This is a genomic window from Flavobacterium sp. N502540, assembly GCF_025947365.1.
GTDB lineage: Bacteria > Bacteroidota > Bacteroidia > Flavobacteriales > Flavobacteriaceae > Flavobacterium.
Map to the genome: position 1 here is coordinate 3,053,654 of NZ_CP110012.1, position 11,890 is coordinate 3,065,543.

10 protein-coding genes are annotated in these 11,890 nt (G+C 35.0%); all 10 read left to right on the plus strand.

The genetic code is table 11. The features are described 5' to 3' along the window. Nucleotides 1-17 precede the first annotated feature (17 nt). The 10 genes from OLM58_RS12860 to OLM58_RS12905 all read left to right on the plus strand — a co-directional run bounded on the left by OLM58_RS12860 (nucleotide 18) and on the right by OLM58_RS12905 (nucleotide 11,768). Nucleotides 18-1,670: a cyclic peptide export ABC transporter gene (locus tag OLM58_RS12860; protein ID WP_264529212.1), complete on the plus strand. Its 1,653-nt coding sequence runs from the start codon at nucleotides 18-20 to the stop codon at nucleotides 1,668-1,670. A gap of 168 nt (nucleotides 1,671-1,838) precedes the next feature. Next, on the plus strand, nucleotides 1,839-4,214 hold the full coding sequence (locus OLM58_RS12865; RefSeq protein ID WP_264529213.1) for a penicillin acylase family protein: 2,376 nt from the start codon (nucleotides 1,839-1,841) through the stop codon (nucleotides 4,212-4,214). After that, nucleotides 4,214-4,585, plus strand: coding sequence for a hypothetical protein (locus OLM58_RS12870; protein WP_264529214.1), 372 nt, complete (start codon nucleotides 4,214-4,216; stop codon nucleotides 4,583-4,585). Before OLM58_RS12865 ends, OLM58_RS12870 begins: the two co-directional genes overlap by 1 nt. A gap of 222 nt (nucleotides 4,586-4,807) precedes the next feature. Continuing rightward, nucleotides 4,808-4,966 (plus strand): hypothetical protein, encoded by a 159-nt coding sequence (locus OLM58_RS12875; RefSeq protein WP_264529215.1) that lies wholly within the window; start codon nucleotides 4,808-4,810, stop codon nucleotides 4,964-4,966. A 299-nt stretch (nucleotides 4,967-5,265) separates the two neighbouring features. Further along, on the plus strand, nucleotides 5,266-5,967 hold the full coding sequence (locus OLM58_RS12880; RefSeq protein ID WP_264529216.1) for a 4'-phosphopantetheinyl transferase family protein: 702 nt from the start codon (nucleotides 5,266-5,268) through the stop codon (nucleotides 5,965-5,967). 116 nt (nucleotides 5,968-6,083) lie between these two features. After that, the gene (gene ccrA, locus OLM58_RS12885; protein WP_264529217.1) at nucleotides 6,084-7,334 is read left to right on the plus strand and encodes a crotonyl-CoA carboxylase/reductase; all 1,251 of its coding nucleotides are present in this window, start codon (nucleotides 6,084-6,086) and stop codon (nucleotides 7,332-7,334) included. Between the two features lie 395 nt (nucleotides 7,335-7,729). After that, complete coding sequence (locus OLM58_RS12890) at nucleotides 7,730-8,761, plus strand: helix-turn-helix domain-containing protein (protein ID WP_264529218.1); 1,032 nt, start codon at nucleotides 7,730-7,732, stop codon at nucleotides 8,759-8,761. A gap of 103 nt (nucleotides 8,762-8,864) precedes the next feature. Further along, nucleotides 8,865-9,326: a nuclear transport factor 2 family protein gene (locus OLM58_RS12895; RefSeq protein WP_264529219.1), complete on the plus strand. Its 462-nt coding sequence runs from the start codon at nucleotides 8,865-8,867 to the stop codon at nucleotides 9,324-9,326. 43 nt (nucleotides 9,327-9,369) lie between these two features. Further along, complete coding sequence (locus tag OLM58_RS12900; RefSeq protein WP_264529220.1) at nucleotides 9,370-10,503, plus strand: nuclear transport factor 2 family protein; 1,134 nt, start codon at nucleotides 9,370-9,372, stop codon at nucleotides 10,501-10,503. Nucleotides 10,504-10,715: 212 nt separating this feature from the next. After that, nucleotides 10,716-11,768 carry a serine hydrolase domain-containing protein gene (locus tag OLM58_RS12905; RefSeq protein ID WP_264529221.1) on the plus strand — a complete coding sequence of 351 codons (1,053 nt, stop codon included), beginning with the start codon at nucleotides 10,716-10,718 and terminating at the stop codon, nucleotides 11,766-11,768. The last annotated feature ends 122 nt before the right edge of the window (nucleotides 11,769-11,890 follow it).

Sequence of the window (11,890 nt, forward strand, 5' to 3'; positions counted from 1 at the left end):
TTTATTAAAAAACAGCTATGAAAAACAACATATCAGAAATTAGCGACTTTAAACTCATACCTTTAAAACCCTTGATAGGATACTCTTTACTGGCTATAGTTTCAGGATTGTCGGGATTTGCATTTATCACCATAATTAATAAAATTATAAGCACCTCTATCACTTCGACTGAACCGGTATCCATGCAAAATTATCTGTATCTTTTTGCAGGAACAATTGCTGTCTTTTTTGTTTCGCGCAGATGGCTGGCAGAAGGAATTATTCGATTGTCTCAGAAAATATACTGGGACATTAGAAAAGATGTAATCAAATTGATTCTTAAAGCACCATACAGAAAGCTTCAGGAATACAAGGAAGAAGTATACACGACATTGACGACAGACGTAAATCATATTTCAAACGCCTCCTTAATGATTATTACTTTTTTCTCTTCGATTATTCTTATACTGGCCTGTTTAGGATATATGGCTTTTTTATCCCTAAAACTATTCGCTGTTAGTCTTGCCGTCATAACCGTAGGAGTATGCATATATGCGGTAAGGGCCAAAACCAGTAACGGACAAATAAAAGAAGTGCGGGAATTAGAAAAAGTTTTTGTAGGAATTTTCAACAGCATCCTGAACGGAGCAAAAGAAATTAACATCAACAGCGATAAAGGAACTCAGATTTACGACCAGAAAGTAATAAAAATTGCCACAAACGGAGAAGACAAATATGTTACGGCACTTTTAAAATACCTCAATAGTGAAATTATAAGTCAGTTATTATTTTATAGTCTCATTACATTTATTCTGGTATATGCAGGATCAGTTTTTCATACCCCTACAGTAATTAAAATAAACTTCATTTTTGTTTTACTCTACCTTATGGGCCCTATTGTAAGTGTAATGTCAATTATTCCGGTAATGAACAGAGCGTTAGTATCCCTTAAAAAAATGGAAAAACTAAAAAAAGAACTTACAGAACTTGAAAAATTGAAAGAAGTTGATAACAAAGAAGAATACAAAGATTTTTCAAATTTAAAAATACGAAACTATGCCTTTTCTTTCGGAGAAAATCAATTCTCAGTCGGACCAATTAACTTTGACATTAAAAGAAACGAGATCGTTTTTGTTTACGGAGGTAACGGAGAAGGAAAAACAACTTTTATTAATACCGTTTTAAATCTCTACGATTTAGATAATGGAGAAGCTTATATCGATGGAGAATTAGTTCCGTTAAAAGAGCTGGAAAAAATAAAAAACCTTTTTGCACCGGTTTTTAGTGATTTTTATTTATTTGATGAATTCTACGGAATAACCAATGTCGATTATGATAAAATAAATAAATATTTGAAATTGTTTGAGTTAGAAGGGAAGGTACACATAAAAGACGGTTATTTTTCAACTACCCATTTGTCTACAGGACAGCGCAAACGAATCGCTTTAATCAATACACTTTTAGAAGACCGACCTATAATTGTGCTTGACGAGTGGGCCGCAGATCAGGATCCGCATTTCAGACATAAATTTTATACCGAAATTATTGCCACACTGGTTCGCGATGAAGATAAAACAATTATTGCCATCACCCATGATGACAAATATTACAATACCGCAGATACCTTACTTAAAATGGAGTACGGTAAATTAGAAAAAACAAACATTTCCGAGCTCGTCGAAATCTTTTAAAACAGCTTAAAAATACCCTGATACAATCTCTTAATGGCTCCGCACAGCTCTCTTTTTACTCCCGGGTAAAAAGAGCGGGGCTTTATATGCTCTGCCAAATAGAGAAATTAGGACATAAACTCAATAACTGTAAAAAATCTATTGTTTAAAGATATAATCTCAATAAAAATGAAAAGAAACAAAACAATTAAAGTAGTATTTTTTGTGTTACTATCCCTGAGCTGGATATTTATCACAACCTTTAATTTGGGGCCATTTGGCTCCCTGGGAAAATTAACAACCTATAAAACAGGTTTGTTGTCTGTGCCTTTACAAAGTGACGGAATACAGAAGATACAAAGTGATCAAAAATTAGACATCTATGTAGACAATGTTGGAATTCCACATATTTATGGAGCTACAAAAACAGCAGCGGCTTACGGACTGGGGTACATGCATGCCAAAGACAGGTATTTTCAGATGGAGATGATCTCAAGAATTGTACAGGGAAGACTGTCAGAATTTTTATGGGCGGGAGCCCTAAAATCAGATAAATTCTGGAAGCCTTATGAGTTCGAGAGAAAATCAGAAGAAATACTGGCAAGCTATAAAAAAGAAAATCCGGAATTTTATGCTTACCTGCAGGCCTATTCCAACGGAGTAAACGCTTATCTTAACAACAACGAAAATACAGATCCTTTGTACAAAGCATTAGGAACAGCGCCAAGAAAATGGAAAACAGAATATTCGTTGTTATTCACCTGGTATATGAGTTATACCCTGACTTACTTTGATCACCACATCGAGCAGCAGGAAATTCTTGAAAAACTACCGGGACAGGAAATTACTTATTTTTATCCGCTACAGCCAAAAGGAATAAACACCATCTTACCTTCCGGTTTACTACCTTCAAATGTTAACCTGCCTAACCTAGGAGAGCATAATTTGGGAACAGCTTCTGTAGAAAACACTCCGGAAGAATCGTCATTATTTGATTTCGGAGCTAAATTAATGACAAACCATAAATTCTATCAGGGTGTAGGAAGTAACAACTGGGTCATAAACAATACCAGAACAAAGAACAAAAATAACATTTTGGCAAACGACCCGCACTTGTATTTAACCCTTCCTGAGGCTTTTTATGAAGCCCATATTGTAACAGGTAGTTTTAAAACATACGGTTTCACGATACCGGGTGTTCCGGTGATAGTAAGCGGTCATAATGATAAAATTTCGTGGGGAATTACTAATGGAGAATGGGATTTGGTGGACCGATACAAACTGCAGGTTAAGAATGACAGTCTTTATCTTTATGAAGGAAAATGGATTCCTTTTCAGATTAAAAACTATACCATTAAAGTTAAAGGAAAATCGGACCACATAGAAAAGTACAGAAGTACGGTACAAGGTAAAGTTATCAAAGAAGAAAATGGCCAGTATTATGCACAACACTGGTATGCTGCCGAAAAAAGCAACTCTGTAAAAGCAATGTATGAAGTCATGAAAAGTAAAAATTGGGACGGCTTCTCAACAGCTTTAAAAGACTACAGTTATCCTCCGCAAAACTTTGCTTACAGCGATGTTGACAATAATATTGGAATTGTATGCGCGGGCGAATTACCAGCAAGAAGCAGCGATTATATAGGTCAGGTATTAGACGGTAGTAAAAAATACACTCCGGTAAAAGCTTTAGATGCTTTTTGGTCGGCTTATAATCCGGATAAAGGATTTTTGTTTTCTGCAAACCAACAGCCTATCCAAAACAATGTTTACTTCGGAGCACACGGTTCTAAAGACGATTACAGAGCCAAACGTATTTACTCGGTGTTAGAAGAAAAGAAAGACTGGTCGGTTCGTGAAATTCAGAAAATGCAAAGTGATGTTGTTGATATTTCCCTTGCAGATTTTAAAACATTAATAAAGAACTATCCACAAAAGGAAAAATACAATAACATTGTAAAAGAACTGAAAAACTGGGACGGAAATATGAACGGTGACGGAAATCAGGGACTTGTTTTTGAAATGCTGCGAAAAGTTTCTATAAAAGAAGCGAAGCAATTTGCAAAGACCAGATTACAGGTAAAACAAGAGCCGTCATTACAGAACTTCTTAAAGTATTTAAATGATAAAAAATACACTCTTCCGGGAGGTGATGACAAGCAAAAAATTGTAGATGCTATTTTCAAGAGAACACTCGACACCCTAACACAAAGTTATGGCGATCAATGGAAAAAAGTGACCTACAAAAAGATATCTAAGTTTGATATCAACAACATGCTCTTCATTCCTGGACTGGGAGAAAAAATTGACAACATAGGAGGTAATGTCAATACCATTAATATCAATACAGAAAAGTTTCATCCGGTCTTCCGTGCAGTATATGAAGTGAAAGACGGAAACATACAGGCACATACAATTTTGGCCGGAGGTCAGAGCGGTTTGATAAATTCTACACACTACAAAGATCAAATCGAATCCTGGAGAAAAGGCGAATACAAAAAAAGCCAATTTGTTGCGAATCCTGCTAAACTGGAAAAAATTATAACCACTATAAAATTTAACTAATGAAAAATATACTGAATTACTTGCCTTATATAGTTGTATTACTAGCACAATTTTTAATAAACAACTATACTGTTATACTACTAATTACAATTTTAACCGGCTTTATTGCCGCTTTTAAAATGGAACATCAAAGAGTTTTTTTTAAGAGCTTTATAATCGGACTGGTAGTATTTACCATTATATTTCTTATCTACCAATCGCGTGTAGAATACGTAAAAGACCTCCTTGTAAATCTTGGGTTACCGAGTCTTTTCATATATGTGTTTTTCCCATTGTTTAGTGCTTTAAATACTGCAATTCTCTTCTTTATTGGTTATAAAACGGGTAGGCTGATTTTAGAAAGAAAACTGGTAAGAGCCAGTCAGGTATAGGTTTTCAAAGAAAGCTGTAGAATGTTGGTAGCCTGTTCGGATATAACCATGGGCGATCTTTTATTTATGATTACAATCCTAATAAACGCTGGTCGTTTCTTTCTAAAAGCGACGGCCAGATAAAGGATTGTGAACTTTCAGATCTCAAAGCCCAGTCTGTTACAGACAAAACCTGCCACTTATTCTTTAAAAATACTATTGATAACGTAAAACGCTAAAAAGATGAAAGATCGTAAACCGAAATGCAACTGCGCTAAAAGTGGCGTAATGTGCGCACTAAAATTAAGTTTAATCAAAAAGGGAGTGTCAGTATCTGACGCTGCTGAAAAAAATAAGGCAGTTTGTCCTTTAAAAGCAGTCGTATTCAGTAATGTTTCTTAAACAGCAAGAAGAACCTCTAAAAATATAATTCAAAGTAAATAAATCGGCCATGACCAATCTTTTGAGATTTATGAGGCTTGATTTAATCCGATCCGTAGATATTCCGTGAGAATATGAAACAGTTAAAAAATAATGGCATTGTTGCAAGTAAACACCGATGGCATTGTAAGCAGTACTGAGAGCAGTATTCAATTATATGAATGTATGATTGAAATTAAAAAAATATAAAATATTGGTAAAGTCTAATGCAAAATATACGGTGAGAAACTTCATTGTAAATTTTTATACACATTAATAGTATGATGCAAAATTCGACACATTACTTAGCCTTTAATGATTTTGAATCCATTCCTAAAATAGATTTAAAAGAAGATGAATATTACTTATTTCAGTATTCAAGTGATAGTAATCTTGATCAGGGTATTTTAAAATACTATCTGGAATTTTTACCTCAAAAGTTTAGACAGGAAGTACTTAAATACAGAAGATGGGATGACAGATACAACTGTTTGTTTGGAAAACTAATGATTTGTATGGGATCTCACCTACTGGGAAACAACACATTTGAATTCGATAAAATTGTGAAAGACATTTATGGGAAACCTTATATGTTAGACAGCAGTTTTAATTTTAATATTTCACATAGCGGCAATACAGTTGTATGTGTTTTTAGCAAACAGGAAATAGGAGTTGATATTGAAGAAATCAATGAAATAAATTATTCCTTATTCGAAAATGTATTTTCCTCTCAGGAATTTGCAGAAATCAATCGTGATGGATTGGATAAGTTTTATGAATTCTGGACCAGAAAAGAATCAGTAATCAAGGCAATAGGAAAAGGAATGTCTATTCCGCTTACGGAGATTGAAATCAATAAAGATTGTGTAAACTACGGTGAAGATACATGGTACACAAAGAGCTTTAAAATTGATAACAAGTTTTGTTCGATTACCACAAAGTACGATCAAATAAAATCCAGACAAACCCACATCCTTTTTTAGCAGCCTTTAAAGAGAATTGACCTTCTGCGTACTGATGATAGTCATCGCAGAAGGAATTTAAGGTTGCGCAGCTACTACAGGAAGAAAATAATTAAAAATAAAAATCGAACCTAATTATGGAAAAATTATTACTTGAACTTGAAAGAGAAGTACTCCTGAAAGAATTATATGAAATGGATGAATGTCCACCATTAGGACATACTCCTGCTTTAATGCATGCCTATGTCATCCGACCGGAAAATCATGGAACCCCTTATCAGGCGTTTCAGCAAGAAGTGGTTAAAACCCCTAAATTGGGATTTAATGAAGTTCTCGTTAAAGTGATGGCTGCCGGAGTAAATTACAATGGCCTTTGGGCCGGATTAGGGGAACCAGCTTCGCCAACGGCATTTCACGGCAAGGATTTCCATATTGCAGGAAGTGATGCATCCGGAATAGTATGGGAAATCGGAGAAGGACTAAAGAATAATCCGGAATTTAAATTTAAAGTTGGAGATGAAGTCATCGTACACTGCGGACAAACCTGTGGCATATGTCAGGAATGTAACGGAGGTAATCCGATGTTATGCGAATCTCAGAAGATATGGGGCTACGAAACCCCTTATGGTTCCTTTGCACAGTATACCAAAGTTCGTGCACAACAATTACTTCAAAAACCCCAACACTTAACCTGGGCAGAAGCAGGAGGATATATGCTGACTTACGCCACCGTTTGGAGAATGCTTTACGGATTTGCTCCAAACGATTTGAAACCCGGAACCAATGTACTGGTATGGGGTGGAAGTGGAGGTTTGGGAGCTTCCGCTATTCAGTTAATTAAATTGGCAGGAGCAAATGCGGTTGCCGTTACTTCAAGCGATGAACGCGGAGAAAAATGCCTCGAGCTTGGAGCTGTCGGTTATATTAATCGGAAAAAGTTCAATTGCTGGGGAGCTTTACCTGACATTGGTAATAAAGAAGAATACAAAGAATACTTAAAAGAAGTCAGGAAATTTGGAAGCGCCATTTGGGACATATTAGGAAAAAAAGTCAATCCAGATATTGTTATCGACCACATTGGCTCACAAACCCTTCCCGTAAGTACCTATGTTGTAAAATCAGGAGGTATGGTTGTTTTCTGCGGAGCTACATCAGGATTTAATATGTCTTTTGATGCCTCATTCGTCTGGATGCGACAAAAAAGAATACAAGGCTCTCATTTTGCATCCCTGTCTGAATTGTATCATGCGAATCAACTGATCTTGCAGAAAAAATTTCATCCTGTTATATCCGATGTGTTTACCTGGGACGAACTGCCTTTAGCACATCAAAAAATGCTTGATAATAGTGTTGAATATGGAAACATTGTCATTAATCTTGCTTCGTAATAAAACGGCACGAAGTTATTTTTATACCAAAACAAACATCTAAAACAAAATAAATCGAAACCTCCAAAATCGTATGATTCTGGAGGTTTTTTTATGCGCAGTAACGATTTTTTGGACGTGATCTGTTTTATTCGGAAGCGGTTACAGCAACAGTAATTGTTTAGAACAGAAAAGAGTTTTCAAGAACATTCAAAAGACATAATATGCAAAAAATAGTACCTCTTTTAAATTGTCGGTTTTTACTGCGATTGCATTTTTTCTTCACAAAAAAACTTTATCTTGGCAGAGAAAATAGAGTCTTTTTCTTCTGTAAATCCGGCTGATAACAGAGCCTGAAGGTATTTATTAGAATCAGAGATTATAAAACAATAAACCGTACCAAAAAACAGATAAGAATGTTATCATCACATGAATTGTTATTCTTTTTTAGTGCCTTAGGAGCTTTTAATGGTTTCCTGCTTTCCTTATATTTTGCGGTAAATGCCAAAAAGAAAATTTTTGCAAACTATTTTTTATCCTTACTGTTATTGGTATTAAGTATCAGAATTATAAAATCGGTTTTCTTTTATTTTAATCCTCACTTATCGAATACTTTTATTCAAATCGGACTTTCGGCCTGCATTCTTATTGGCCCTTTTTTATTTTTATATCTCAGATCCTACCGTCCCTATTCCAAATCAGTCTGGATTACACATACAATACCTTATTTGGTGATCATGGCAATTCTGGGAAGTTTTTATTCTTATGTAGAGCATCCTCAAATCTGGCGTATGTGGATTGTAAAAGCCATTTATCTTCAATGGCTGGTTTATATCAGTTTCTCTTTTAAATACATTCAGCCAATCCTTCAGAAAATCAAAGAGAAGGAGAGTTTAAAGAAGTTAGAAGTATGGTTCCTTAGCATCTATTTTGGAGTAGCTCTGGTTTGGGCAGCCTATACTTTCGCAGCATACACTTCTTATATCGTTGGATCATTATCCTTTACCTTTATTTTATACCTGATCATTTTACTTTTAATTTACGGAAATAGCCAGGAAACTACCTTCTTTCAGGAAAAAGAGAGATACAAAAACAAAAGCATTGATAAAGAGACATTAGATCTGATTGGTCAAAAATTTTCTGTTATAGTAGAAAAAGAACTTTTTTTAAATTCCAATTTCACTTTAGAAGAAGCCGCAAAAGAATTGAAAGTAACCAAACATATTTTATCACAATATGTAAATGAAGTAGTAGGTAAATCCTTCTCCAGTCTCATTAAAGAATACAGAATCGAGAAAGCAAAAGAGTTATTAGAAACCGAAAAAAACTATACCATTGAAAGTTTAGGTTATGATAGCGGTTTCAATTCTAAATCAACTTTTTTCACCGCCTTTAAGAAACAAACCGGATTAACCCCCACCGAATATCAAAAACTGCATTCCAAATGAGTTCTAATTTATAGATTGAGACTTCAGTTTTATAATCTAAACCCTGTAAACTAAGACGATACCGGACATTTGCATTCATTATTAATAACCTAAAAAATTAAAAATGAAAAAAGTGTTTTTGTTTATCGGATTAAGTCTGTTGTTTTTTAAATCAAATGCCCAAAGTCAAAATACTACTGATGACTGGAGTTTGATTCAAAAAACACTAAATCTCTACATAGATGGTCAGGCCACTGGCGACTCTGTTAAAGTAGGTCAGTCATTTCACAGTTCCTGGCAGCTGAAAGGCTTCAGAGAAAAAGAATTCATAGTTGTTCCCAAATCGAAGTATCTGGTAGGATATAAAAAACGTGATGTTAAACCGGATAATTGGTCAGGCCGCATCGTTTCTATTGATTTTACCAATAATGCTGCCAGCGCCAAAGTAGAGATCAGCACTGCAAAACTATTGTTTGTAGATTATTTCAATCTTCTGAAAACAGATCAGGGCTGGTTTATTGTAGATAAAATTTCAACCCGTACTCCTCACAAAATGGTTGAACCAGAAGTAAAACCAAAAGGATAATCCAGTGCTTTTGTTCAAACTAAAACCGATAATCTCCAGAAAAATGTTAAAAATAATCGTTTTATCATTAGTTTTTACGGGGCTGTATCCTCAAAGTATTCACGCGCAAAAAAATATACTATTTGTCACCTCAAATCAGGATTTTTATGGCAATACGAAAATAAGCACATCCAATCACTTTGAAGAAATAGTAATTCCTTACGACATATTCACAAAAGCAGGCTATAAGGTTGATTTTATAAGTCCGAAAGGTGGAGCAATTCCTATTGGATATATTAACACTTCGGACAGTATTCAAAAAAAATATTTATACGACAGTTGGTTTATGAGCAAATTGAAACATACCGGAAAACCTGAAGAAGTTACGGCTAATGATTATTCCGCAATATTCTATACGGGTGGAGGTGCCGCAATGTTTGGTGTAGCCGAAAACCAGACCATTCAGAAATTGGCAGGAGCAATCTATAAAAAAAATGGAATTATCTCCACGATTTGCCACGGAACAGCGGGAATTGCTTATTTGAAAGACGAGAACGGAGTTTCACTTTATGCGGGACGAAAAATCACCGGTTTTCCCGATGAATTTGAAAGTAAAGAGATGGCCTATTACAAAACATTTCCTTTCTCTATCAATAAAGCAATCATAGGTAATAAAGGAAACTTTGTTTATTCAGAAAAAGGAAGAGATGCTTTTTATATAACAGATGGCAGGTTTGTAACCGGGCAGGATCCTACTTCAGGTACCAAAGTGGCCAATGAAGTAGTAAGATTAATCAGGGAAAACGATAAGGAGACAGGAAAAAATATGGTAAAAAGCGACTTTGATCAAATCACCGATGTCCTTTTTGACTACATTGAAGGTACGGCAGAAGGACAGCCCGAAAGACTGCGAAAAGCCTTCCATCCCAATTTTAATTTGTACACAGTAACCAATGATACGCTGTGGACACGTTCCGGTAAACAATACATCGCTAACATAAAAACAGGGGAAAAATTAAACCGAATCGGACGCATTCTTGATATTGATATGGAGAAAGATGTCGCAATTGCGAAAGTAGAAATTAAAGTACCCAATTGGCGCACTTTTACAGATTACTTTCTAATTCTTAAATACGAAGGAAACTGGAGAATAGTACATAAAAGCTACAGTTGGAGAGCTATTCCTAAAAAAGAATAAACCATAAAAAACATCCGCTAACCGCAGTTTGATCAAATAAGGTAATCAAAAAAACAGGATTTTTTTCGATTAAATATATTGGGGTAAATTAAAAAGTTAAATATCCTGAAAACCGATATTTTGGCAAACTGCAACTAGTGGGAGTATTACGTATTAACAGAGATGAGGTCTCCGAAAATAGTTCAAAAACGAACTAAAAACAATCAGATCCTATGATAAATAGATTTTTATTGATCCTAATTTTAAGTTCATTTTGGGCAATAAATTTAGAGGCACAAGTTAAAAACAACAAAAAAATTGACGCATATATAGAAGAAATTAAAAAGCAGTACAAGATTCCGGGCTTGGCTTTGGCTGTAGTAAAGAATGGAGTACTGATTCACAAAAGAAATTACGGACTGGCAAATATCGAAATGAGGGTTCCGGTAACCGATAAAACGCTATTTCCCTTATTTTCGACCACAAAAGTAATGTCAGTTGTAGCAGTTTATCAATTAATCGAACAAAATAAGCTGTCATTGGAGAACACTATTTCAGATTTTGTAGAAGATTTACCCGAGAGCTGGAAGAAGGTGAAAATTAAAAATCTCCTAACACATTCATCGGGATTGCCCGACATCGTCGGATACACGGACAGTAAAGAAGAGGATGCAAAACAAAAAGTATATGACGATACCATAAAGTTCAGCCCGGGAAAACAATTTGATTACAACCAAACCAACTTTTGGCTTTTAAATCGCATAGTTCAAAAAGTAACCCGAAAAAAGTTAAGTGAATATATCCTAGAAACTCAGTTTCCTTTATCACAAAAAGAATCCGTCTTTGAAGGTAATAATTTAAAAGTCGTTGAAAATTTAACCTATGGCTATGTCAATACAGCAAATAGTAGACAGATTTTAAAAAGAAACTGGAACTTTCCGGAATATGAATACGGAGCTGCTGCCCTTAATTTAACGCTTGATGCATTTGTAGAATGGAATAGGAAACTGGACAGCAACGAATTTATCTCAGAGCAAACGAAAGTTCAATTGTTAAAACCCTTTGATTACGAAGTTAAAAGGGATTTTACTTATGGACTAGACTTCATAAAAGTTAAAGGAGAAGTATCGTATGGTTTTTCTGGTGGCGTGTCCACAGCTTTCAGGAAATTCCCCGACAAAAAACTAACTATAATTCTTCTGGCAAACGGGATGTTTATACCCACCGACAAATTAAATGGAATAAACGAAGTGGTAAACAATATTGCAAGTATTGCCTCTCCATAACTTTGATGTTTTTACCGTTTAGGGATTTGTTTTACTCAGGTTGAGATTTTTTTTGGAAAAGTAATTTAATCCTTCCATTTTGGATGGATGATCGTATCATTTTGAGAGGCATTGGTAAGTGG

Bases quoted from the DNA above. Each gene is read 5' to 3' on its own strand.
- OLM58_RS12895 (WP_264529219.1), top strand. From the start codon at position 8,865: ATGAAAAAAGTGTTTTTGTTTATCGGATTAAGTCTGTTGTTTTTTAAA.
- OLM58_RS12860 (WP_264529212.1), top strand. From the start codon at position 18: ATGAAAAACAACATATCAGAAATTAGCGACTTTAAACTCATACCTTTA.
- OLM58_RS12865 (WP_264529213.1), top strand. From the start codon at position 1,839: ATGAAAAGAAACAAAACAATTAAAGTAGTATTTTTTGTGTTACTATCC.
- OLM58_RS12875 (WP_264529215.1), top strand. From the start codon at position 4,808: ATGAAAGATCGTAAACCGAAATGCAACTGCGCTAAAAGTGGCGTAATG.
- OLM58_RS12905 (WP_264529221.1), top strand. From the start codon at position 10,716: ATGATAAATAGATTTTTATTGATCCTAATTTTAAGTTCATTTTGGGCA.
- OLM58_RS12890 (WP_264529218.1), top strand. From the start codon at position 7,730: ATGTTATCATCACATGAATTGTTATTCTTTTTTAGTGCCTTAGGAGCT.
- OLM58_RS12880 (WP_264529216.1), top strand. From the start codon at position 5,266: ATGATGCAAAATTCGACACATTACTTAGCCTTTAATGATTTTGAATCC.
- ccrA (WP_264529217.1), top strand. From the start codon at position 6,084: ATGGAAAAATTATTACTTGAACTTGAAAGAGAAGTACTCCTGAAAGAA.
- OLM58_RS12900 (WP_264529220.1), top strand. From the start codon at position 9,370: ATGTTAAAAATAATCGTTTTATCATTAGTTTTTACGGGGCTGTATCCT.
- OLM58_RS12870 (WP_264529214.1), top strand. From the start codon at position 4,214: ATGAAAAATATACTGAATTACTTGCCTTATATAGTTGTATTACTAGCA.